Source organism: Lacticaseibacillus thailandensis DSM 22698 = JCM 13996 (assembly GCF_001436135.1).
In the GTDB taxonomy this organism is placed as follows: Bacteria; Bacillota; Bacilli; order Lactobacillales; family Lactobacillaceae; genus Lacticaseibacillus; species Lacticaseibacillus thailandensis.
In genome coordinates this window covers 167360-191495 of record NZ_AYZK01000003.1, presented here as the reverse complement: position 1 = coordinate 191495, position 24136 = coordinate 167360, and the positions used below count along the sequence as shown (strand labels likewise).

General features: G+C 53.3%; 18 protein-coding genes and 1 pseudogene. 4 read left to right on the top strand and 15 right to left on the bottom strand.

Annotation, left to right across the window (positions count from 1 at the left end; translation table 11 throughout):
- Positions 1-435 precede the first annotated feature (435 nt).
- Positions 436-1806, top strand: a pseudogene (gene brnQ, locus FD19_RS06195) (branched-chain amino acid transport system II carrier protein); the annotation flags it as partial.
- A gap of 455 nt (positions 1807-2261) precedes the next feature.
- Positions 2262-3368, top strand: a complete 1107-nt coding sequence (locus tag FD19_RS06190; protein ID WP_056969370.1) for an SLC13 family permease — start codon at positions 2262-2264, stop codon at positions 3366-3368.
- A gap of 47 nt (positions 3369-3415) precedes the next feature.
- On the opposite strand, the gene FD19_RS06185 is transcribed toward FD19_RS06190, so the two are convergent.
- Entirely contained in the window at positions 3416-3994 is a 579-nt protein-coding gene (locus FD19_RS06185; protein WP_056969369.1) for a uracil-DNA glycosylase family protein, read from the bottom strand.
- A gap of 603 nt (positions 3995-4597) precedes the next feature.
- On the opposite strand from FD19_RS06185, the gene FD19_RS06180 reads away from it, so the two are divergent.
- Together FD19_RS06180 and FD19_RS06175 are read left to right on the top strand one after the other, a co-directional pair.
- Positions 4598-5737, top strand: a complete 1140-nt coding sequence (locus tag FD19_RS06180) for a GGDEF domain-containing protein (RefSeq protein ID WP_054750457.1) — start codon at positions 4598-4600, stop codon at positions 5735-5737.
- A 117-nt stretch (positions 5738-5854) separates the two neighbouring features.
- A complete protein-coding gene (locus FD19_RS06175) occupies positions 5855-6169 on the top strand; it encodes a SemiSWEET family transporter (protein WP_054750455.1) in 315 nt (104 codons plus the stop codon).
- Between the two features lie 86 nt (positions 6170-6255).
- Here the strand turns inward: FD19_RS06175 and pepI are convergent, their stop codons facing one another.
- The 14 genes from pepI to yycF all read right to left on the bottom strand — a co-directional run bounded on the left by pepI (position 6256) and on the right by yycF (position 24079).
- Positions 6256-7134 (bottom strand): proline iminopeptidase, encoded by an 879-nt coding sequence (pepI, locus tag FD19_RS06170; protein WP_054750453.1) that lies wholly within the window; start codon positions 7132-7134, stop codon positions 6256-6258.
- Positions 7135-7242: 108 nt separating this feature from the next.
- Entirely contained in the window at positions 7243-9177 is a 1935-nt protein-coding gene (locus tag FD19_RS06165) for an elongation factor G (protein WP_056969368.1), read from the bottom strand.
- Positions 9178-10012: 835 nt separating this feature from the next.
- Positions 10013-11650: a peptide ABC transporter substrate-binding protein gene (locus FD19_RS06160; protein ID WP_054750518.1), complete on the bottom strand. Its 1638-nt coding sequence runs from the start codon at positions 11648-11650 to the stop codon at positions 10013-10015.
- A gap of 251 nt (positions 11651-11901) precedes the next feature.
- A complete protein-coding gene (locus tag FD19_RS06155) occupies positions 11902-12573 on the bottom strand; it encodes an ABC transporter ATP-binding protein (RefSeq protein WP_056969367.1) in 672 nt (223 codons plus the stop codon).
- A 5-nt stretch (positions 12574-12578) separates the two neighbouring features.
- The gene (locus FD19_RS06150) at positions 12579-13634 is read right to left on the bottom strand and encodes an ABC transporter permease (RefSeq protein ID WP_056969366.1); all 1056 of its coding nucleotides are present in this window, start codon (positions 13632-13634) and stop codon (positions 12579-12581) included.
- Positions 13635-13655: 21 nt separating this feature from the next.
- The gene (locus tag FD19_RS06145; protein ID WP_054750451.1) at positions 13656-14162 is read right to left on the bottom strand and encodes a TetR/AcrR family transcriptional regulator; all 507 of its coding nucleotides are present in this window, start codon (positions 14160-14162) and stop codon (positions 13656-13658) included.
- Between the two features lie 150 nt (positions 14163-14312).
- Positions 14313-14792 carry a 23S rRNA (pseudouridine(1915)-N(3))-methyltransferase RlmH gene (gene rlmH, locus FD19_RS06140; RefSeq protein ID WP_056969365.1) on the bottom strand — a complete coding sequence of 160 codons (480 nt, stop codon included), beginning with the start codon at positions 14790-14792 and terminating at the stop codon, positions 14313-14315.
- 80 nt (positions 14793-14872) lie between these two features.
- Positions 14873-15973, bottom strand: a complete 1101-nt coding sequence (locus FD19_RS06135; protein WP_056969364.1) for an SLC13 family permease — start codon at positions 15971-15973, stop codon at positions 14873-14875.
- A 679-nt stretch (positions 15974-16652) separates the two neighbouring features.
- Complete coding sequence (locus FD19_RS06130) at positions 16653-17969, bottom strand: S1C family serine protease (RefSeq protein WP_054750517.1); 1317 nt, start codon at positions 17967-17969, stop codon at positions 16653-16655.
- A gap of 175 nt (positions 17970-18144) precedes the next feature.
- Entirely contained in the window at positions 18145-18963 is an 819-nt protein-coding gene (locus FD19_RS06125; RefSeq protein WP_420836031.1) for an MBL fold metallo-hydrolase, read from the bottom strand.
- A 331-nt stretch (positions 18964-19294) separates the two neighbouring features.
- Positions 19295-20107, bottom strand: a complete 813-nt coding sequence (locus FD19_RS06120) for a two-component system regulatory protein YycI (RefSeq protein WP_054750448.1) — start codon at positions 20105-20107, stop codon at positions 19295-19297.
- A gap of 11 nt (positions 20108-20118) precedes the next feature.
- On the bottom strand, positions 20119-21459 hold the full coding sequence (locus FD19_RS06115; protein ID WP_162205188.1) for a YycH family regulatory protein: 1341 nt from the start codon (positions 21457-21459) through the stop codon (positions 20119-20121).
- Entirely contained in the window at positions 21449-23353 is a 1905-nt protein-coding gene (gene walK, locus FD19_RS06110) for a cell wall metabolism sensor histidine kinase WalK (RefSeq protein WP_056969363.1), read from the bottom strand. Before walK ends, FD19_RS06115 begins: the two co-directional genes overlap by 11 nt.
- 9 nt (positions 23354-23362) lie before the next feature.
- On the bottom strand, positions 23363-24079 hold the full coding sequence (yycF, locus tag FD19_RS06105) for a response regulator YycF (RefSeq protein WP_054750444.1): 717 nt from the start codon (positions 24077-24079) through the stop codon (positions 23363-23365).
- Between the last annotated feature and the right edge of the window lie 57 nt (positions 24080-24136).

Genomic DNA, 24136 nt, shown 5'->3' with positions numbered 1-24136 from the left:
GCCAAAAATGAGATTTTTTGTATTTATTCTCTTGACTTTCACATTTATTTAATTTAAGGTAATCACAACATCAATTGAAACAAAGACGAAGAGTAGCAGAGTAACCGGTAGCGCGTGTCAGTGAGTCGTGATCAGTGTGAAGCGACCACGTTAACCCGGTGAAAGTAGGCTATGAGTCGTCGCTGCGACCGTACGGGAGTGGCGACTGGGATTGCGCCCATTACAGCAATGGAGTATCACCGTGCACCGGTCACGGCCGTACTCTCCGAGGTTTATTCGGTGACGGATAGACGAACTAAGGTGGTAAAGCGCAATGGCGCCCTTGGCAAACGTAAAGTTTGCCAGGGGCGCTTTTTTCGTCCCCGGTCCGACCCCGGCCAAGGTTGGACCGCCCCCCTTTGTTGCAATTAACCATTATTTTTGGAGGACATACCTATGGAAATGAAAGCAAAATCAACTCATCTCACTAAAAAACAATACTTAACCCTTGGTTCCATGCTCTTTGCACTCTTCTTTGGGGCTGGCAACCTGATTTTCCCGATCCATTTGGGCCAGGCCGCCGGCGGTAACTGGATTCCGGCTACTTTTGGCTTTATTATCACCGCTATCCTGCTACCACTGCTCGCTATTCTGGCCATCTCCATGACCGAAAGTGACAGCATGTACCAGTTGGCCCGCCCCGCGGGTAAAATTTTCGCCCTCTTCTTCCTGATTGCGACCCACGCCACGCTGGGATTGCTGTTTGCCTCCCCCCGTACGGCCGCAACGTCCTTTGAAATCGGAATTCTCCCCTTCATTCCCAAGGGCTCCGACCAAATCGCACTCCTGATATACTCCGCTATCTTCTTCGGCCTCACGTACTTCCTGTCCAAAAATCCGAACAAGATGCCCAACTACGTGGGTAAGTTGCTCAACCCGTTACTGCTGATCTTGCTGATTGCGGTCTTCATTGCGGCCTTTCTCATCAAGGGTGACGGTGCGACGCTGGCTGCCACAACGCACGCTACCAAGGCCGGTAGTAACTTTACTTACGGTTTCCTGCAGGGTTACAACACCATGGATGCACTCGCCGGACTGGGCTTCGGGGTGACGATTGTGGCCGCACTGAAGCACTTTGGCATTCTCAAAGCTGGGCAGCGGTCCCGTGACGTGGCCAAAGTTGGTGCCATGTCCATGGGGCTCGAAGCCGCCATCTACTTAGGTTTGATCATGTTGGGCGTTATTTCCCTTAAATTCACGCAGGTTTACTCCAACGGTGGCCCCGCCTTTAGTGCCATCATGACGCATTACACCGGTATGATTGGAACGGGCATCCTGGCTGCCATGGCCATCATCGCCTGCCTCACCACCTCGATTGGACTGGTTACCTCATTCTCCCAGGACCTTGGCCGGCGGTTCCCGAAGATTGGTTTCAGCAAGTTCCTCATCTTCACTTGCACCTGCTCCTTCCTGATTGCCAACTTCGGTCTGGATACCATCATCGCCCTGTCCACGCCGATTCTGATGCTGCTGTACCCATTGGCCATGGCCATGATTCTCCTGGGCATGCTGCACCCATTCATTGGCAAACAACGTACCATTTACCGCACGACGATTGGCTTTACCTTAATTCCCGCCATTCTGGATGCTATCCACGCGCTACCGCCGTTCTTAGCCAACCTGGCCTTCTTCCAGGCCATCGACAACTTCGCCACTAAGTACATTCCTATGTTCTCCATCTCCATGGACTTTGTGCCATTCCTGGCCGTGGGTCTGATTGGCGGCGCCATTATCGCCAAACTGACTGGCCAGTCCTTCAAAGCTGATGACACCGCTGAACGTGCCATTGAAGCCCGCGAAGACAGCGGCGCAGCAGTGATTGAACCAACCACGAGCGCTAGCGAAATGTCGGCAACCAACGACTAAGCACATCCGTTAGCAATATCAATAAGTGCCGCCAGGATTATTCCTGACGGCATTTTGTATGGTTACTGCTATTCATCAACCCTGAGCGCACAGTTCATAAAAAGTCACCGATGCTGTGCAGCCTATTTGTTGCAAACCCTGGCCCTGTGCCGTTGTCTCCCGCGGCGCTACCCCCGTAGAGCCGTATGTTGGACGCTCGCCACACGCCCTACTGGACATTATTTCCCGGGAAATATGCCGGTTTGTAAACATTCAGTCCCCGATATTTACGAGAGTTTTACACTAGTCCGATAGTAGGCCACCCTTTTTAAGTGCAAAATATTTACGTTGAGTCAATTTTCGAAGAGGGTTTATTCATGACCGTAATCAAAAACGTTGCTAAGGACCACGTGCTGCAAATCACCGTGGTTTTGGCATTGATTAGTTTGTTCTTTGCGAAACCGCGTCTCGCAGATATCAACTTTTCTACACTGTTCTCCATTCTGGCGATGATGACCATCATCCAGATTTTTGAGTACCTGCATATATTGGATTACTTTACCTACCGTCTGACCAGTCTGGCCACCACTACGCGCCAGCTGACATGGATGTTTGTCCTCCTCGCCGTCGTAGCGGCAATGTTTATGACCAATGACGTGACGGTCATTACCTTAGTTCCCCTCTATCTCCGTATTGCCAAGAAATTCAAGCTTCCCGAGATTTTACCTGTGACGTTGATCGGGATGGCCGCCAACTTTGGCAGTGCCTTTACACCCTTTGGGAACACCCACAACATCTTCCTGATGAACCACTACCACATCCACGTGGGCACCTTCTTTACCTGGTCGATCCCGTTACTGATTGCCAGCATGATTCTCCTCACCCTCTTCATCTTTACCATCAAGAAAACCCCTTTACCGTCCGTCCCACCCCGGGACATCCGTATTCAACGGCGCCCGACGATCGTTACCTGCATTGTGGCGCTGATCATCTTCATCGGGGTCCTTGGCTTCATCCCCTCATGGGTCGGTGCCATCGCCGCCATCGTGCTCGCACTAGCCTTTGATCCGCACATCATGCTCCACGTGGACTACGCCATCGTGCTCACCTTTGGCGGCTTCTTCGTCATTGTCAGTGTGCTGCGCCAGATGCCATGGGTCGTCACCCTCGTCTCGGGACTCATGGCCACCCGCCACTCCGTCTACTTGACCAGCTTGTTGAGCAGCCAAGTAATCTCCAACGTCCCGTCAACGGTCTTAATTGGAAAGTTTACCAGCTTCTCGGAGGCCCTCTTCTTGGGGTCCAACATCGGTGGCCTGGGCACGGTGGTTGGCTCCATGTGTAACTTGCTCGTGTTCAAGGAGTACACTGACTTTGGTAACCACAACCAAGTCCGCTTCTTTCTCGGCTTTTCTGCCTTTAACTTTTTGGGCCTCGCTATCCTGGCCGTGATGGGCTGGCTGATTCTCGATTTCATTTTGTAAATATGATTCCATACCAAAGGGGGGCAACTATGCGTTGCCCCCTTTTACTATGCATCCACCAATACCCGCACCGGCCGTTGCAGCGCGGGCACTACGCGTTCTTCAAACCACGGATTCTTGTGCATCCATCCGTAATTGAGTGGCGACGGGTGCACAAGCGGAAAGTATGGTGCGTAGTCCGCGTAATGCTGCACTGTGGCCGTCAACGTACGCCGGCGTTGCGGTAGGTAGTAACGTTGAGCGTACGCGCCGATCAATAGCGTCAATTGCACGTTCGGCATCAGCTTTAATAGCGGCGCGTGCCACTTTTCAGCAAATCCCCGCCGCGGCGGGAGGTCGCCACTTTTGCCCTTGCCCGGATAGTAAAAATCCAGGTTGAGGACCGCAATGCGGCCAGAGTGGTAAAATTCATCCGCATTAATGCCCATCCACTGGCGCAACCGGTCGCCGCTCGGGTCGTGCCAGTATGTCCGCGCTAACTGCGCCTGGCGACTGGGTGCCTGACTGATAATGAGGATGGTAGCCGTGGGCTCCACGTGAAATAGCGGCTCGATTCCCGCCGCCGTGTACTGCTGGTTGGCGGGATCCGCCATAATTGCCCGAGAAATTTCCTCTACCGTCTGCATGCTGACCTCCACTAGTGCTTGTTTACCAATACTATAACGCACCTTATGCAGCTCGTCATGATGTCTGCCAGCTTGATGGCAAGCTACAGGCGCAGTGTCCCGTCATTATCGGTCCATTGCGACCGTGAAATGGACAGCTGACCCGCTAACTCGTCGTATGATCAGTTACGTAGGGTGCAAAAATTCCTTAATCGACCAGCAAACTGCAGGGTTCATGTTTCCTCCCCTCGATACACCATTATTATGCCCGGGGGTACCAATACATGCCAGCAACGGCTAGGCACTTTCCCCTCACTAATCATCCTTCATTGCCGCCACCCAGAGTGCACACAGCCCATAACCCATTAGTATAGCCAACAATGACCGATAACTAAGGACCACAATTATTGCCAGTAAAATAGCCCGTGCCAACGACACGGACTGTGCGCAAAATGCGTCAATATCAACCAAACACGCCAATCCGAACCAATCGTCTGCAGATATCTTTAATAACTCTGTATAATAGAGGTAAAAGCGATTGACCAATCGCTAAATGTGGCCTATGTTGAAGTCAAACCCGGTACTTTCCAGTATCACACTTCGACCGCCAAGGAGGTCATTCTAATGAACGTTGCATCATACGTGACCACGTTCTTCATCGTCGTCATCAGTATGCTCGGCTTTACGTCCGTTTACAGTCAAATTGAAGCTGGTACCAGACAACGGGTCGCGCACATGCGGATGTTGGCGCGGGTCCAAGCAGTGTACCCACTGCTTATTTACATATGCCTGATGCTGATACTGTTACGGTACCTGTATGGTCATTCCAGCAACCTCATGCTCTTTTGGGCGTTCGTCAACATTCAAAGTACCATTCTCATCTACTCCAACCTGTTGACCACCAGCCTGGTGGGTTTTGCCATTATTCAAACCGTGGGGGCAATCACCTACATTAGTACGGGCGCCATGTCGATTACTAATTGGATCTTGTTTCTTTTTGCGTGCCTTGTCATCTACGCCGAGCGTTGGTATGGCCAGCTGTTGCATCAGCAACGTTGGGTGTACTTCTTGCCCGCCCTCTTCGTGGGGACGCTCTTCTGGGTCAATATGTACTTGACCGCGCCCCGGCCCCTGCCGTTAGGGTTGGCCATTGCCAACCTCATCTCGTTTGGTTGGGCTTACTTTGCCCTCTGGGACTTTGACCAGTACTTGCAGCATGACCAACAAGTGTTGGCCAAGCTCACCCACGAGGCCCAATATGACGCCCTCACCCGTGCGCGCAACTGGGCAACCTTTCGCCATGATCTCAACAGTGAATTTGCCGACCAGGACCGGCAACCGTTGGCGTTGGTCGCGATTGACCTGGACCACTTCAAAAGCATTAATGATACTTACGGCCACCTGATGGGTAACCAGACGTTGATCGCGTTCTCGCGCCAAATACAACAAATACTACGCGAACAGGACGATCACTACGGGTTTTACCGTACTGGCGGTGAGGAATTCGCACTCCTACTGCCTAACACCAACTTGGCCGCCGCTCAGGAAATAGTGGCTGAGTGTCAGCGGGGCTTGAAAAATATGTATATTCCGTTAACACAGGGCGAGCTCCAAATTACCGCCTCCTTTGGTTTGGCAATCGCCCACCCACAGGATAATAACGCCACTAATTTCTTTAAACGTAGCGACCGTTATTTATACCGATCCAAGCATGACGGCCGTGACCGGCTCACGGACGAAGCTGACGGAACGGACGATTTTTAACATTCAGCAACGGGTATCGTGTTATTTTTGTGATGACAAACGCCCGTTTTGTTTGCTTTCAGGTATCACCCGTGTTATGCTTGTCCCCAATCAATGCTTGAGGAGGCAGATATTTATATGCGTATTGACACGTCCAAGTATCCAGAAGGCAAAGACGCGGTGAATCCAAAACGGGTGCGGCGGCTCAAAATTTTGAGCAAGGTCGCAACCATCATGTGTATTTCCATGTATATCTCCTACATTCCCGAAATTATTGCCAATTTTTCGGGAAGTCCCGTTTCACCCCTGCAGCCGCTAGTGGCCGCCGTTAACGCCACGTTATGGGTGGCATACGGCTGGACTAAAACCTATAGGGACTGGCCAGTCATTATTTCGAACCTACCCGGGATCGTCTTTGGTCTCGTTACGGTCATTACCGTTTACATCCATTAATTAATTAAAAAATGGGCGCGTCCCGTTCACCTCGCGTTGAGGTGGTCGGTACGCGCCCTTTAGTATCACTTATCACTTATCACTACTTAATCGTTGGCAGCCAGCCAGTGGTCCAAGACATCGATAAATTCATCGTGCTGATCCAGTAGTGCTAGGTGCCGGCTGTTGGCAAACAGGTGCCACTTCGCACCCGGAATGTGGTCGTACACGGACTTGGCAATCAACGGGGTGCACAGGTCATCCGTACCGCTGGTAACCAGGACCGGCACGTGAATCTTGTGCAACTGGTCGGTCACGTCAAAGTCGCTGATCGTGCCGTTTTCGGTGAACTCATTCGGCCCCTCAGCAATCCGGCTAGCCCGTTGCCCGTTCGTTGGCCGGCGCAGTGGCTCCGGCGAGTTCTCGTCGGGGTCATCCCAGCAATACCGCTCCATGTAACGGTCATTGGCGGCCAGGTACTTAGGACCAGTAAAGTCACCGGTGCGTTCTGCTTCAGCAATCGCCTCACGGTCCTCATAGCTCAGGTAGGAAATCAAGCGATGTTGCTCCTGCGTCCACAGCTTGATCGATGCAGGCGAACCATCAATCATCACACTCTTGATGCCCTGGGGATCAAAGCTAGTGAGGTAGTACATTTCGAGCATCCCACCCCATGATTGACCTAGCATGTGGATCTGGTCGAGGTGGAGGTACTTACGTAGCGCAATCAGTTCGGCTGCCCAGGTCTCCTTCACGTAGACGGACTCATCTTCAGGTAGGGAGGATTTCCCACAACCAACCTGGTCGTACATAATCAGCTGGCGCCCGGTATTAGCGTAGTCGTCCATCAATTCAAAGTAGTTGTGTGAGGAACCGGGGCCACCGTGAATCAGCAGCAATGGTGCTTTGTCTGGGTTCGGCTCACCCACGATGCGGTAGTACGTCTTGTAGCCACGAAACGGCATGTATCCTTCTTCAATATGCATATGTAATGCCTGTCCTTTACTAAATATTTGGCCTTATGGGCGATTGTACTCCTGACTGGCAGTGAGCTCAACGCTATGCGGATGGCAATGTTTCACGTGAAACATTGGTCAGCTCAAATACGCCACGTGGGCCATCCGTGGCACCTGGTCCCAGGGAACCGGGTAACCAGCCCCATGCGCACAAAAAACCGAATCAGGCGTGTTCTCTAGATCACTAACCGGCGCATAATCCGCGGCCGCCACTACCACTTCCTCATTGTGGCACGGCTGGTATCCCGCCACCACGCAGTCCAATTGGCCCTGCCTGTGCGTGTAGGCCCGTATCCGCTGACTGTAGTCCCGCATCGTCGCTACGGGGGCGTGTCCAGTAATTGTTACCATCTGCGCAGCCGCCGCTGGGGCGGCGAAGTCCCCGTCCATCTGTTGAATATCGTTCAGCGCACGCCCAACCTGGTCAGCGCCCACCGTCAACTGGAAGGCATACCACGGCTCCAGTAACTGACACTGTCCCTGAGTGCGCGCCATCATTAAGCCCTGACGCACCGCGCGCCACGTGGCCTCGCGGAAGTCGCCACCAACCGAATGCACATTGCTGGCGCGCCCGTTGACTAGCTTGATCTCCATATCCGTAATGGGCGCACCCGTCAGCACACCACGATGTTCCTTCGCGGCTAGGCTCGTTAGCACCTGGTGCTGCCAATTACGCGGAAGAACGTCGACGGAACAATCGCTGGTGAAGTGCAACCCGGCGCCCCGTGGTAGTGGCGTGAGGAGCAAGTGTACCTCCGCGTAGTGCCGCAGGGGTTCAAAGTGGCCCACGCCCTCAACCGGTGCGGTAATGGTCTCTTGGTAGAGAATGCTTCCCTGCACAAAGTCGACCTGTAGGCCAAAGCGGTCCGCCAATAACTGCTGCAAAACTTCTAACTGAATCGTACCCATTACCTGAACGTGAATTTCATTCAGTTCTCGCAACCACTGCACGTGCAGCAACGGATCTTCATCCGCCAGTTCTTCCATGGCCTGCAAGCAGGTATGGATATCTGCGGTACCCGGCGCCAGTGTGTACGTCAACACCGGTTGCATCAGCGGCGTGACTGCAGCTTTGGCCGTACCCAGACCTTGACCCGGCGTCGTGTGCACGAGTCCCGTGACGGCGCACACATCACCGGCACGCACTGCCGGCACGACCGTATACTTGGCGCCGTTGTAAACGCGGAGTTGGTTCGCCTTTTCCCCGTCTACCAGCGCGTCTTTGGCCCGCAACGTCCCGCCAGTGACACGTAACCACGTAAGTCGCTCGCCGTGTGCATCATGGCTAACCTTAAAGACCCGCGCCCCAAAGTCAGCGGCCCACGCCGTTGGTCGCGCCCACCGTGCGATACCGGCGAGCAACGCATCCACGCCGCGCAGCTTCAAAGCTGCACCAAAGTAGCACGGAAAGACCCGCCGTTGCTGCACCAACGTTTGGACGGTCGTATCCGAAAGCGTGCCCTGCTCCAGGTAGTCCGCCAACACCGTATCATCCTGCACGGCCACCTGCTCAACCGCGTCGTCATGCAATTGCCCGTTCGCCTCGGTGAAGTCCACGCACCCAGCACCTAAATCCCGCTGTAAGGCCGCCATGATGGCCGCACGGTCCGTGCCTGGCGCGTCCATCTTGTTCACAAAGATAAATGTGGGCACCTCATACCGTTGCAAGAGGCGCCACAACGTACGCGTGTAGCCCTGCACCCCATCCGGCGCGGCCACCACCAAAATAGCGTAATCCAGCACACTGAGGACCCGTTCTGTCTGCGCAGCAAAGTCCACGTGCCCTGGCGTGTCGAGGAGCGTCAAAGCCAGATTGTGGTAGTGTAACTGGGCCTGGTGGGCAAAGATGGTGATGCCACGCCGCTTTTCCAGGGCATCAGGATCGAGGAACGCATCCCCTTTGTCGACCCGACCCAATTGGCGCACCGTCCCCGTCCGGTATAACAAGGCCTCTGATAAGGTGGTCTTACCCGCATCCACATGGGCAAGAATTCCTGCGGTAATACTGGTCACGATGATTGCCTCCCCCAAAAATATCTATGTACACCAACCACCCATTACTAACGCCCCTGACGGATTACTAGCTGGCTGTTCGTTGGTACCACGTTGCTTACTGATAAATAGTATACCGCTGTCAAGGCGCGCGTTACTAGTGTCGTGATGCTGGTACGGCTGGGCGTAACCAACACGTAGCACAACCGCGCCAGTGCCAAAAAATCGCCCTCCGCGAATTACACACGGAGGGCGCTGAGGGAGGGGCAACCGGCTTCTGGGCAAGTCGGCCACCAATTTATGAAGAAGAAGTTTGTGGGTAGTAACGAGGTCTGGGTTCCTCGCTGCTATGTAAATGATTATGCCCATCACCCATGAAGAAAGTGTGTCGTCACAATTACGGTTTCGCGAAGTTTATGCAACGGCTTTGTGCCGATTACAGTTACAGCATCACTATCACTTACCCCAACTACTTCACCCAAATTGGCCAAACAAAACGGGCTCCGTTTTGTTTGGCACTCCAGCACGTTCTGTTTGCCGCATTCAACCTTCTTCACCTCACCCACAACAACCGCCCACCAATATTGACCGTTATTTTAACGCAACATCGATAACTGTTAATGTTATTAAATCAACCATTGGCACAGCTTTACCAGCACGTCAAGTGTTGATGACGCGTAATTTATTTGCTAATGTGGAATGGTTATGAAAATCAATTGAGGAGGGCTGGCGCTACTACGCGCCACAATCTAAGTGAGCGTCCTGGCCACTTTATTTCCCGGGAAATATATTGCCCCATAAAAATGACGACCCATCAACAAGTGGTGGGCCGTCATTTTGTCGACAACGTGCAACCTTACTTAGCAATGTACGTTGTCTTCCAATCATAAGGTACCCCAGACGGGTTGTAGTTGACATTCTTGACCTTGGAGTTCAGCAGCTGCATGCTGTTGGACTGGAACAGGGGTATCGTTGCCTGCTGCTTCATCAGCAAACGCTCTGCCTGCGCGAGCGTTTGCCAGCGCTTCGTCAGTTGGTTACCGTACTTGTTCTCCGCATCTGCTAATAACTGATCGAACTTGGTATCGTGCCACTGACTGCTGTTGTAGCTGGACTTGCTGCCCCAAATCTGCAGGAAGTTGATTGGGTCACCAAAGACGGACTGCCAGCCGGTCACCGTCAGGTCGTAATCTCCCTTGTTCTGTAACTGCAGTTCTTGTGCCGCCGGAATGGCCTTGACGGTCACATGTACGTTGGGCAGCTTTTCAAACTGGCCCTGCAGGTATTCAGCCAAAGTCTTGCTGGAATCAGCGTCACTCGTCAGGAGTGTGAGGTTCAGACTCTTGGTGCTCGTCGCCGCCATTCCTTTACTCAACAGCTTTTTAGCGGTCTGGAGGTTGTAGTCGACCCCGCTGGCTACCTTGCTGGCGCGGGCAAAGTCCTGACCGTTCGGCCCGGTTGCTAAGCCCACGGGGGTAAAGCCAATCGCCGCACGGGAGCCGTTTTGCAGGACCCGCTTGACTAGTTGCTGCCGGTCAACGACCAGCGAGAAGGCCCGCCGCACGTTCACGTTACTGAACGCGGGCACCCGCTTCTCGTTCATGTCCACGCGCATCATGTTAGCGCTCAAGCGGTCAACACGGTGCCGGTTGTGCGCTTGTGCTACTGCAGTGGCCCCGGACAGTGATACCGCGTCCACTTTGCCCGTATCAAACAGGTTTAGGCCGGTATTGGCATCCTTGACGACCTGCTCCTTGATCACGCTCAGCTTCACGTGCCGCCGATCCCAGTACTGCTTGTTCTTCACCAATTGCCACGAATCGTTAGTCCCGTTCCACTTAGCGAGCTTGTACGGACCGCTATATACTTGAGCACCAGCTTTGGTACCGTAATGCTGACCGTACTGCTTCACCACCTCAGGGTTTTGCGGGTAGAAAAGCGGCCAGGCTAACAGCTTCTTGAAGTACGCCACGGGCTTATTCAGCTTGATTGTCAGGTGCCGTTGCCCCTGCGCCGTAATGCCCAGCGTGGATAAGGATTTCTTGCCGGTATTAATGGCCTGCGCATTTTCGACCGGATAGAAGTAGAAGGCGTCTGGCGACTTAGTCTTAGGGTCAACGACCCGCCGCCAACCGTAGACAAAATCCTGCGCCGTAATCGGCTCGCCGTTACTCCACTTGGCCTTGCGTAACGTCACCTTATAGGTCTTGCCGTTGGCACTGATCTGCACCCGCTTAGCTAACGCCAGGTTCATCTTCTGGCCGTGGTTAGACGCGCGATACAGTCCCTCCTGCGTATTCAGCAAGACGTTAAAGCTAAGCGTATCAACCGCCTGGGCCGGATCATCGGTCGCCAACTGCGTCGTTTCTGTCCACCGTAACACCTGTTTAGGGGCCACCTGTTTGGCCGCCGGTTTATTTGCACCCCACGCGCTCAGCATGAGTGCGCCCAGCGTCAGCGCGCTGGCAAACATCAGAACCCTCTTCCTCATCATAATTTTGCCTCCCAGCAAGTATTCCACAATCAACAGGCGCGCGCCATCAAGCACGCAAAGGGGCCACCAATCATCACCTGATGGTTGGTGGCCCTAGTGATATTGCCGCTCATTTGGCCCTACGCCACCGCCATGTGGTTCATACAGGATAAATTATGGCGAACGGTGTAAACGCTGTCAACTGGTAATGCCAGTATTATCACTACACTTTAATATCATCACATTTTCCTCAATGATGCCACCACTGTCGGTCATTCACGCGTCATCCGGCCATCCTGGATGGTGTACCGCTCATCAGCAAAGTCAATCAGCCGCACGTCATGAGTCACCACCACCACAGCTTTGTGATGCGTCAGGGCGAGATCCTTCAAGAGCTGGCCGACAATCTGCACCCGGGCACTGTCTAGTGCCGCCGTAGGTTCGTCCGCCAAAATAATTTCGGGATTCGGGTACAGTGCCCGCGCAATGGCCACACGTTGCTGCTGGCCGCCGGATAATTCATCGGGGTACTTATTGACCAGGTCCGCAATGCCCAACTGATCAAGTACATCCGTGAGGGCCGCGGGGCTCAGATTGCCTTGAGGCTTCACTTTGTCGACCAACCGAAACTGGTCCGCCACGGTCAGGTACGGTAGTAGTCGGTATGCCTGCAACACGAAGCCGATTGCATCCAGGCGTAACCGGTCACGCTCCTTTTTTGACCGGCCCGAGTACTTCTTGCCGTCCACCGTAACCTCACCGATGGTCGGCGTCAGTAGCCCACCAGCAATGCTGAGAAAGGTGCTCTTACCGGAACCCGAGGGCCCCATGACGAGGCTTAGCGTGCCGGTAGCGGCCGCAAAGTTGACGTCGGTCAGCGCTTGGACCTGCGCGGTACCACTACCAAAAACCTGATTCACGTTCGTTAACGAAATTGCCGCCATGTTGTTTAGCCTCCAATCACACTTACCGGGTCAACGCTCACGACACTCTTAATCGGGATCAACGCCCCGAGTACGGCCATGACCACTAAGCCCGCGGCCACCCCAGCCAAAGCCGGGATGTCAAACGCCATCGGTACCGCCGCTGGCAAGGCCAACGCGGTGACCGCAGTCAGAAGTGCACCCAGCACAAGCCCGCTAATTACCAGTAGCAGGGACTGACTGATGGTGGCGCCGACCAACATCCGACTAGGAATGCCTTGCGCCCGCAAAACGGCGTAGTTCGGCAGCTTTTGCATCGTCAGGATGTACAGGAAGACCGCGATGATCACTAGCGAAATGACCATCAGAAAGCCAATCATCAGGCCAAAGGTCATGTTCTGGGCCGAGTACCCGGGCAGTTTGGCGATGATTTGCTTAGTCGTGTACGTCTTGGTGCCCGTATGCCCATTGTGGTAGTGCGCGTTCCGTGAAACCACGGCGCTGGCTACCGGACCTGCAGTCATCCCCCGCAGCGACCGCCACGTTGCCAGTTGCCCGTAAACTACCGGTGCAATGTTCAACTTAGCGTTTTTGGTAAAACCGACAATGGTGTACTTGGTCTGATCGTCGTTGAGTTTGAGGCGGCTGCCCAGCTTGTATCCGGCCAGCTTAAACGCTTCGTCAGCCACAATTTCGTGGCTGGCCCGGACGCGGTGCCCACTGGTTAAGCGCACACCTTGCGCCACAAACTGGTTGGCTTTGAGCCCCACAAAGACGGCCGATAACTGCTGACGGTGCGGCGCTTTCGCCACCACACTGGTCTCACCCATGTAGGCCTCATCGTTGGTCAATTTGCCCGCCTGTTGCTGGCTAAGAAATGACTGCCGCATATCCACGTTAGCATCAGCATTCAGCGTGACCCGCTCAACGTGCCACGAGTTAATGGCATCCGTATTTTCACGGGCGAGGCCTAACGCTAAACTAGTCAAAATAAAAATGAGGTAACTAATTAGTACGATCATGGCCACAATGAGGGCCGAACGTAACTTTTCCTTCTTAATTTCCCTGAGTGCTAAAAACATGTTACTTGCCCCTTTGTAATACTAATCCCCTAACGCCTGTTGCAACTGCGTTAACCGCGCCTCCGCTTGGTCCGGATCCAACAACACATCACGGACGGTCTGATGACATAGCACCGCCACGGCCCAGCGCCGGGGTCCATCGTCACCTTCCAGTATCCGCGTGGGCCGCACGCCGACGACGCTCTCGTTGTGACGGTAGTACATCGTGATGAACGCACGGTAACCGTGCGTATCCACCGCTTCAACGAAGTGGCGCACCGCCGCCACGTAGTCCGCCCCATTGTGTGATGTGACCTGACGCGGGACGCCGCTATGAATGACCCGCATGACGTCGGCGAAGACGTATTGATAGGCGTCCGTCAGGTCAGCAAAGTACTTGTAGAACGCCCCGCGCGCAATCCCCGCGGACTGCACAATGCGGGCCACTTGTGCTTCCGCTAACGGGTGGTGCGTAAACTCGTCCATTAATGCGGCCCGCACGCGCGCTTGCTTGGCCGCGGGGATGTGGTCAAACGTACTTAAAACCATAACCGCCCTCCTTTCGGTGACATCGTGTCACCAGCTGACTAACTCCAGTATAGTTGACGGTGACACGGTGTCAACTTAGTGGTGAAAAAAATACGGCGCAGGTAACTCCCGGCCGCACGAACTTATAAACTCATGATTGATGTTGACAACCTACTTGTGGTACGGCCGCCCCGCGTTGATCATAAAGGCCCGGTAAATCTGTTCCATCAGCACCAGGCGCATCAACTGGTGTGGCAGCGTCAGCTTGCCGAAACTCAACGTATCGTTGGCGCGTTGCATCACGGCTGGGCTCAGGCCCAGGGAACCACCAATGACAAAGGTGATGTCTGGGTGCCCGTACGTGCCCAGATCCGCAATTTCCTTGGCGAAGACCTCACTGTCCCGCTGCTTACCCTCAATGGCCAGGGCAATCACCCAGTCACTGTCCTTAATTTTTTCCAGGATGCGTGCACCCTCAACGGCCTTGACCTGCTCCATTTCCGCCGCCGACAAGGATTCAGGTGCCTTTTCGTCGCGTACCTGCACCAAATCCACCTTGGCAAACGCGCGCAGCCGCTTCTGGTACTCCGCAATGCCCGCGGTAAAGTACTTTTCTTTGATTTTACCGACACCAATGACCTTAATATGCACGTTGTTCACCTCGCACCGATTATACCAAAAGAGGCTGTGACAAGGATTCCTGTCATAGCCCCATTGCAAGCACAATTTAACTAGCGCACTAACAACCACCAGCCCAGCGCGCCCATGATGGCCAACGCCACAAAGTTGATGATGGTAAAGAACAGGAGGAAGCGCCCCTTGGACCGCCGGCTGTACAAACCGTACTGTTTGAACGATAGCAGGTTACACAGGCTCGCCACCAGCGTGCCCAGGCCACCAATATTAGTCCCATAAAACAGGGCGGCCACCTGGTTGCTAAATCGCGCTACCAGGACGGTGGACGGCACGTTACTGATCACCTGCGAGGTCACGATACTCGTGAGGTACACGGAGACCGGATTGGTTTCCAAATGCTTCAGCGTGGTGACCACCGCCGGAATCTGGCTAATGTCGCTGACGATGATGAAGAAACCCACAAAGGTACAAATGATCCCGTAATCTACCTGCCCCAGAATCCGGTGGTCCATCATGGCGGCCAGGGCCACCACGACGACGGCAGCGACCCACTGAGGAATAACCCCAAAAACAGCCACGAACACTAACAGCGCCGCAATACAGGTAATCGTGGTGGGCCGCGGATTAATCCGGATATCCACTACCGGTACGGTCGGCACGGTACGCTTGGGTACCAGCGAACTGAGCAACGCGAGGAACACAACGTCGGCGATGACCAGTGGCCACACCCACGCCCCGAATTGACCCAGACTGATGTGGAACTTAGACATCAAGAAAATGTTGTGGGGATTACCAAACGGCGTCAGTGCGCTCCCAAAGTTAGCGGCAATGGCAATCGCCGTAACCGGGATAATTTCCGGCAGGTCGTACTTCCGGGCAATGCGCAAATATAGCGGAATACACGTCAACACCGCCATGTCGTTGGTTAAGAACATCGCGCCCACGAACGACAAGAGCACAAAAAACCAGCTCAGTTGCCGCGAATTGGTTGCGTGGCTCGTGAGGCGGTACGTTAGGTAATCCAACACGTGTAAATATTCAAATATTTGGATGATGGTCATCATTGCGAGTAATGACCATAATGTGGAGAAATTAATATCGGCCAGATGCGGGCGCGCGAAAAACAGGCTCAGTATGGCGATAATCGCCGTAATCTGAAATACCCGGTCCTTACCGATGTTTTTGACAACGGTCATGTGCAGGAAAACATCCTTTCAGAGACTTACCGCTAACTATTGTGCGCCTTATTCGCCGCCACGACAACACCTAAGCAAATATTTGCTTCATATAAGGGCAAAATGCCACCCAATTTTCAGCAAGTCTCATTAACACTCAGGCACGCGCCACAGACGGGAATATTTACATTATCGCCGCTATCCCATCCGGGTCACGGTGGGGCAAAACGAATAATACACTGGCAATACACCCCGAAACACAACTTGTCCCCAGCACTTATGCACACGGGGGATAACTCCACACCCAAATATTGCGCACACGCCGCCACCCCCACCCCACATTTTGCGGTGTCAAAATGCAAGGGTAAATTCGTTTTGTGCCGTTTATCCACAAAAATTGATTATTCGTCAACACCCTGAAAGCGGGGACAAAGCCTATAGCGGCGGGCCCCGAACACCCATTCGCACCTAATGTAAAAGTTTTATCCACAGGAATTCCCGGAATGTGCAAAACCCGCGCAAACCCACTTATTAACACTATCCACAGAGTTATCCACAGAAACGCGCTGGCTTTGTCCCCAAAAACAAACGTTTGCCCCTCAATAATACCCGAACTTTTTAGCCATTTCGCTTTAAAAAGTACACAAAAAACGACCATCCGGCCCCATTTGGGCCGTAATGGTCGCATAAATTGCTTAATTTACTTGCTGGAACTAGTGCTAGTGGATAACGATGCGTCCGTTTGGGTCAACTTGAGCGAAACGGTCTTCTTAGTGCTCCCGTGGTAATACGTAATCTTCACCGTATCCCCAATCTTGTGCTTGTACAGGGCAGTGTGGAGATCCGCTACGTCTGTGATCTTGGTGTTATCCAGGCCGACAATCACGTCGTACTTAGATAAACCGGCGTTCTTAGCAATGCTGCTCGAAGTGAATCCAGCAACCACCACCCCACTCTTAAGGGATCGTGGCGTGTTGAGCAGCTCGCTTTGTTGATCCGAGCTGATGTCCGACAGGCTAACCACCGAAATGCCCAGGGCTGGCCGGACAACTTTGCCGTTCTTGACCAGCTGGTTAATGATGGACACAACTTCATCACTCGGAATGGCAAAGCCCATCCCCTCAATCGTCGCGCTGTCACTACTGCTACTCGAGGAGCCGGATAGCTTCATGGAGGTAATCCCAATGACTTGCCCACTCAGATTAATGAGGGGCCCACCAGAATTACCGTTGTTAATCGCCGCATCGGTTTGGATAACCGTGGCTTCGTTAGTCGTGTTGCCGCTTTCGTCAGTCACATCAACGGTCCGCTTCTTGGCCGACACGATCCCCTGCGTTACCGAGGTCGCATACTGGGTGCCCAGTGGTGAACCAACGGCCAGCACGGTTTGACCAGCGCTGATCTTGTTAGAGTTACCAAAGCTGGCCACGGACTTAACCTTACTACCATTGATCTTGAGTACCGCCAGGTCGGTCACGGAGTCCGTGCCGACTTTGGTGGCGGTGAGTTTAGTCCCATCACTCAAAATAACTTCCAGCTTATCCGAACCGGACACCACGTGGTTGTTGGTGACGATGTACGCGTAGCCATCCTTCTTCTGGTAAATCACCCCAGAACCTTCAGAATATTCAGTCAGCGTGCTGCTCTGACTGTTACTCGAGGACGAACTAGTCTCACCAAACAATTCGCCCCAACCGTTGTCGCTATCCGTGCTGGAACTTTCCTTCTGCAGGTTGATGACTGACACCACGGCGCCCTTGACCTTCTTAAAGGCCGCCTGACTAGCGCTACTCGTGGTCTTGGTCTTAGTCACGGCGGTAGTACCAGCCGTGCCCGATTTACTGGTTACACCCATGTTATCAGCAGACATCCGGGAAAAGCCGTAATAGGCGAGCCCACCGCCAGCGCCACCACCAATCAAAGCCGCGACCACCACAATAGTCGCCGTTTTTCCCAGGCTGTTGCCCTTTGGCCGGGTGTTAGCTTCTGGTTGTACACCATTATTTTGCTTATCCATATCAATATGTGGCTAACGCCACTCAAGCCTCCTTTGCATACGTGCTAATACCACTTATTTTATGGTTTAATGCTAACGAAAATTTATGACGAAAATATGATGGTACGCGTAATTTTCTCGCGAACCATATAAAATGGCCAGATGCCCGTCAACCAGGTATCTGGCCACACCTTAATTATACCGTAAATAACGCTTCGGGTGTTTCACGTTCGGTGTCCAATAGCTGGAAGTCGTGCCCCACTGGCAAACCTTCTGCCAGCAACATATCCGCCACGGTTTGGTGCGCTAGTGGCTTGGTGTTGTTGTTAGCGGACCGGTGACCCAGGTAGATACGCTTCGTCCGCGGACCAATAACATCCATTAGGGCCGCTGCCCCATCCGCATTAGATAGGTGCCCCTCAGCACCCATAATTCTTTGCTTCAATCCCCACGGATACGGGCCCTCACGCAACATGGTGAGATCGTGGTTGGCCTCCATTAGGTACGCATCACTGTCACGGATAGTTCCCGCCAGCCGGTCGGAAACGTACCCCGTATCGGTCAGAATGGTAAACGCCTTGTCATCGTGGTGAAACTGGTAGAACTGGGGTTCAGCGGCATCGTGCGATACACCGAAACTCTCAATGTCGAGGTCGCCTAGGCTTAACGTGGTGCCCCGCTTGAAGATGGATAGCTGGTCATAGGGCAACTTGCCCACGCTCTTGGGCAACGCCGCAAAGGTGCCCTCATTGGCGTAAATACGCAGTTTCGGGTAGCGTCGAGCGAGCACCCCCATCCCCTGTACGTGATCCGTATGTTCATGGGTGATAAATAGGCTATCCACGTCATTCAGATCGCGCCCGATGCTAGCTAACAACGCCGCAATCTTTTTGCCGGAAAAGCCCGCGTCAACTAGCACCTTATGCTGAGGGGTCTCGATATAAGTAGTATTACCAGAACTGGAACTTGCTAGTACGCATACCCGCATACCGAAATCAGCATCTGCTGTCGTCAACATTATTACCTCCGTTGTGCGGCTTGCCAAAACAAACCACTATTGGTGCCATTCTATCACTTTTATGATGGTCTGTATTGCGGGCGCACGGTTCGCAATAGCGGTCTTGGCACCCTTTCTAACCCTGCTCGCGCACGCTAGCTGGGGGTGCCCATGACTGCGCTGTGCGCCTCACGCCCGTACCGGGCTAGCACGAACCGGGCGCAGTGTGGCAAGCCATAGTGCAGTCGCCAGTTCCAAATTCAAACAGCTAAATAACGGCTAACCATCCACACACAAAAAAATCCATTCCCCAAGTGTTTCACGTGAAACACCGCGAATGGATTTTGGCTTAACGTTCCTTAATGACGGCTTTACTCATCGCGTTAACTTTATGCACGGTCACGTTCTTCGAGTTTTTACTCGAAATGCCCACGGACCACGTCGGAATATACACCGTGGTGCCCTTCGTCGTTAGTAGCTCCGTGTACCCCAGCTTGGTCCACGTAACCGACGAATTATTCACAATTTCATTATCCCGGTACAGCGTCAACACCGCTTCCCGCGCGCTGATCAACTTCTGCGCGTGGTGCATCGTCTTCACGTTGGTCACGTAAGTCTGCGTGTACCCCGTGATCTTGTGGTCGCGCACGCTGACTGCCAGCCGCCCGTGGCCATCGACAATCACCCCGTACTGAGTTTTCTGACAAAAGACGTAGTTGGTTCTGCTACTCATGTCCGCTTCAAATTCATACTGGTTACCACGCCAAACATTGTTGGTATCCGTCACAAACTTACGAACCTGCGCTGCAATCCCTTTGTGGCCTAATGCCAAGGGGGTCTTCAACTTAGCGGTGAGTTGTTCCACGCCGTTAGTAGTCTTCACCGTCGTCTCCGTGTTGCTCTCCCGCACCCGGTCAGCAGTACTGTTTTGTAGCACCTTATTATCACTATTACCGGCCAGGTACGAACCACGACTATTCGTCTTGCTGAGTGACGGCAGTGAAATCTGGTCCCGCTTCATTTCCGACAACGTTTCGGTCGTGGCGCCGGTGGCTGTAGTGGACATAAACACCTGCCGGTTCTGGGCCAAGCTCCACCCGAGGAAAATATCCATGCACAAAAAGACGACCAGTAAAATCCACTCGATGCGTCGAAAGTCCATTGGTATCCCCCCTAGTTGTCCGAATTAATAAGCGTTGACAATGCTACTTTGCCACTCAACAAATCGTTATAGTCCACAAACGTGCCGTTAATATTAACGTAATACGTTGGCGTTAGGTTCACCACCAGGCCGCTGTTCGTATCGCGCTCCCACTTATACGCCACCGTCAAGTCATCAATGTCACTCGGCTGGGCACCCATGCTGGCCAATTTATTCAGTACGTCCTGCCCAGCTGGCAGCTTCACTGCCGTTTGGCTAGTGGGAATCGCCGCCTCCAGGTTACTACCGGAAAACTCGATACGCTTACTGCTCGTGTTGTGTACCACGCGCACGGTGCCGTTGGATGTCTGGTTAAAGACGGGCACCCCGCGCACGTATGTCCGGAAGGTGACCGCATTTTCCTGCGTATTATACCCAAAGTAGCGGATGCCCTGCTTGCTAGCAAAGCTCAGGCTCGATAACGAAGTGAACGCCGCGCGTAACACCCCACGGTAGCTGGTCGCTGGGGCCGCGGCCGCGAAGTCCTCGTACTGCATCAAGCTATCATTCTTGTCGACCGCCAGCCGCTGGTTACTGTTCACAGTGTAAACGGTCTGGTTACCTATTTGCTTGGTGTCCACCGCACTGGTCGACGTGTTATCCGTCATCAGTAGTGCAATGTAATGCGTGGCGCTTTGCTTATCGATCAAATAGGTTTGCGGTGTGACCGCAATGCTTTGGTCCAGCAACGCGACCTCGTGGTGGTCAAAACGCTGCTCAGTGACCGCATACTTGGTAGTAGCATCCCCGAGCAGGTCCGCTATCGCCCCGTAATTAGGCTGCTTGATCGATAGCGGCCGCACCGTTTCGTGGTAGTCGTTGACTAGGTACGTCCGCTGGTTCCGCGTATCAAAGACGATGCGGTCAAAGACGTAGTTGGCGGCCGCCTTGGTCGTGCGCTTAAACAGGAGCGTACGAATCAGTGACCAAGAAACACTGCCCTGATATGTTAGTTGCAGCGACTGCGGTAACGTCAGGAGGTGATTGTACGCGTTGACCGATAGCTGCTTCACCGGTCCCACTTTGGTGACTTGCCACTTGGCAAGTTTAGTCCGCGCCTGAGCCGGCACGCCATTCCCCTTAGCGATGAGCTGATACTTTTGGTTACTTCCTTGCCAGAGGGCCTCCGTAGGGAGAAAGGTGTTCCGTTCGACCGCCTCGTTGGTGGTCTTAGTGGCCTTCTGTACGGTAACGTTACTGCTTTGCTGGCGGGCAAAGTTGGACGGGTTGTACCAAATAAACCACGTCAACAGGAGACTAATGGCAACCAGGCCGGTCAAACAAAGTCGTAATATTAGGCTTCTAAGCTTCATCCCAGTCATCCCCCCCGTCAGCAATATCTTCATACGGTAGGGAAATGTAGAAGGTACTGCCTTTGCCTTCTACCGAGTCGACCCAGATGCGGCCGCCCATTGCCTCAATAACTTCCTTACTGATGGCCAGGCCGAGACCCGTACCACCCTGCTTCCGGGACCGCGCCTTGTCGACACGATAGAACCGCTCAAAGACGTGGTTAATATCTTTGGCGGGGATTCCCAACCCCTGGTCGCTAATTGAAAGAATCACGTGGTTATTCGTTTCGACCAGCCGGGCCGTGATGGTACCCCCATCAGGTGAGTACTTGATCGCGTTGTTCATGATGTTGTCCACCACTTGCATAAACTTGTCCTGGTCCACATCGACCCACAGGCTGCGCTTGGTGATCTCCCGCTTGATGGTGTAATGCTTGTGCGGCTGACCCTGGTCATCCAACAGGGCGTGCCGGGAATCACCCGCGTGCTCATTATCGGTCTGCAACATCATGTCAAAGCGATTCAGGATGTAGTTGAAGAACTCATTTAAGTTGATGGTTTCAATGTCCATCTTGCTGGTCCCCATGTCCAGACGGGACAGCGACAGCAAGTCGTTGATCATCCGGATCATGCGGTCGGTTTCATCCTGGGTCACCTTGAGAAACTTTGGGGCCAGCTTGGGGTCCTGCCATGCCCCGTCGTTCAGGGCCTCAATGTAGCTACGCACCGAGGTGAGCGGCGTCCGCAGTTCGTGACTCACGTTCGACACGAACTGACGCCGTTCGCGTTCGTTCTTTTGCTGCTCGGTAACGTCGTGTAGCACCACGACCAACCCACTGATGAAGCCAGTCTCCCGCTGAATCATGGAAAAGTCCGCGCGCAGGATCATTTCCTGGTGATCCTCGGTCTCCATGTTCAGGAGCAATTCCGTCTGGCTATCCAGTAGGTCACGTAAAGTGTATTCTTTGTTGATCTTGAGCATCCGTAGAATCGACATGCCAATAGCGTCCTCATTCTTGATGTTCAAGAACTCGAGGGCGGTTTCGTTGATGATAATGACGTTACCCCGACGGTCGGTGGCAATCACCCCATCGGTCATGTGCGCCAGCACGCTATCCAGCCGCCGGCGTTCGGCCTCACTGGCTTCCTGGGCTTCCTCCACACGCACGGACAGGTCGTTGACCGCAATGGCCAACTGCCCTAACTCATCTTGGCTGTATACCCGCACCTGCCCGGAATAGTCGCCCTGGGCCATGCGGCTAGCCTGCCGCTTCATGGCGTCGATTGGCCGGGTAATTGCCCGGCTAATGACAATGGCGATAAAGATGCCTAACAAGACCGCCACCATGCTGGCAATAAAGAAAATACGGGTGATCGAGCTAATGTTGTCGTAGACCGAATCCATGTTGGCCCGGATGTAGATGGCACCAATAACACTGTTATCGTCACCAGTTGAGTTACTGCTCTTGAGCGGCGTAATTTTTACGTAGTAGGACGACCCGCCCGCCTTCGTAAACCCCTCGTAGTTTTGGCCCGTATACAGGGTGTTCTTAACCTGAGTGGACCCATTTTTTTGCCCAATGACCGTCTGGGAGTTAACGTTACTGTCACCACGCAAAACTCCCTTCGCGTCCACCACCTGGATATCCGCGGAGTTCACAATGCTTGATTCATTTAAGGCATTACGAATTTGGCGGTCAGCCTTCGTGGTGTTACTTTCCTCGAGGGCATTGATCACCTTGTCTTCAACGTAGGTCTCAATCGTAATCTGCGACTTAAAACTATCGATATTCTGTTGCTCTAGCTGTTTGACAAAATACGCCCCGATCACCTCGACAGTCACGACGACTACAAGGATGAACACGAGCGCAATTTTGAAGTGAATCGAATGGAAAAACCGGATCTTTTTATTCATGCCGGCCACTTACCCCTGATCAGATTCTGGACTCCGTAAGTAATAACCCACACCCCGACGTGTCATCAACCAATCGGGATGACTAGGAGTGTCCTCAATCTTTTCGCGAAGCCGCCGCACCGTGACGTCGACCGTGCGGACATCACCAAAGTAGTCGTAGCCCCACACCGTCTGCAACAAGTGCTCACGGGTCATGACTTGCCCCTGGTGCCGGGCGAGGTAGTGCAACAATTCAAACTCACGGTGGGTGAGTTCAATGTTTTCACCACGCTTATTCACCGTGTAGGCTTCTGGCTTAATGACCAGGTCACCCACTTGAATATCCTTGTTTTCCTCTTCCTGCTCGGTTGGTGCTGGCGTTGAATTCTGGCGCCGTAAGTTGGCCTTCACGCGGGCGACCAGTTCCCGGTTGGAGAACGGCTTCGTGACATAATCGTCGGCACCAAGTTCAAGACCGAGCACCTTATCGATCTCGCTGTCCTTGGCCGTCAGCATAATAATCGGCACATCGCTGTCCTTACGAATCCGCCGGGCGACTTCCAAACCATCGATCTTTGGTAGCATTAAGTCCAGTAGGATGAGATCAGGCTTTTCATCAGCAAACTGCTGTAACGCCGCTTCACCATCAAACGCGGTAACAACGTCAAAACCTTCTTTGTTCAAATTAAACTTGACGATATCCGAAATCGGTTTTTCATCATCAACCACAAGTATTTTCTTAGCCATAATCGGCCCTCCATTAGGTGCTGTTCTGTTACTATTATACCGGTAAGACCGGTGAGT

Excerpts from the sequence above, each read along its gene's own strand:
- FD19_RS06190 (WP_056969370.1), top strand. The coding sequence starts at position 2,262 with ATGACCGTAATCAAAAACGTTGCTAAGGACCACGTGCTGCAAATCACC.
- FD19_RS06185 (WP_056969369.1), bottom strand. The coding sequence starts at position 3,994 with ATGCAGACGGTAGAGGAAATTTCTCGGGCAATTATGGCGGATCCCGCC.
- FD19_RS06180 (WP_054750457.1), top strand. The coding sequence starts at position 4,598 with ATGAACGTTGCATCATACGTGACCACGTTCTTCATCGTCGTCATCAGT.
- FD19_RS06175 (WP_054750455.1), top strand. The coding sequence starts at position 5,855 with ATGCGTATTGACACGTCCAAGTATCCAGAAGGCAAAGACGCGGTGAAT.
- pepI (WP_054750453.1), bottom strand. The coding sequence starts at position 7,134 with ATGCATATTGAAGAAGGATACATGCCGTTTCGTGGCTACAAGACGTAC.
- FD19_RS06160 (WP_054750518.1), bottom strand. The coding sequence starts at position 11,650 with ATGATGAGGAAGAGGGTTCTGATGTTTGCCAGCGCGCTGACGCTGGGC.
- FD19_RS06155 (WP_056969367.1), bottom strand. The coding sequence starts at position 12,573 with ATGGCGGCAATTTCGTTAACGAACGTGAATCAGGTTTTTGGTAGTGGT.
- FD19_RS06150 (WP_056969366.1), bottom strand. The coding sequence starts at position 13,634 with ATGTTTTTAGCACTCAGGGAAATTAAGAAGGAAAAGTTACGTTCGGCC.
- FD19_RS06145 (WP_054750451.1), bottom strand. The coding sequence starts at position 14,162 with ATGGTTTTAAGTACGTTTGACCACATCCCCGCGGCCAAGCAAGCGCGC.
- FD19_RS06135 (WP_056969364.1), bottom strand. The coding sequence starts at position 15,973 with ATGACCGTTGTCAAAAACATCGGTAAGGACCGGGTATTTCAGATTACG.
- FD19_RS06130 (WP_054750517.1), bottom strand. The coding sequence starts at position 17,969 with ATGGATAAGCAAAATAATGGTGTACAACCAGAAGCTAACACCCGGCCA.
- FD19_RS06120 (WP_054750448.1), bottom strand. The coding sequence starts at position 20,107 with ATGGACTTTCGACGCATCGAGTGGATTTTACTGGTCGTCTTTTTGTGC.
- FD19_RS06115 (WP_162205188.1), bottom strand. The coding sequence starts at position 21,459 with ATGAAGCTTAGAAGCCTAATATTACGACTTTGTTTGACCGGCCTGGTT.
- walK (WP_056969363.1), bottom strand. The coding sequence starts at position 23,353 with ATGAATAAAAAGATCCGGTTTTTCCATTCGATTCACTTCAAAATTGCG.
- yycF (WP_054750444.1), bottom strand. The coding sequence starts at position 24,079 with ATGGCTAAGAAAATACTTGTGGTTGATGATGAAAAACCGATTTCGGAT.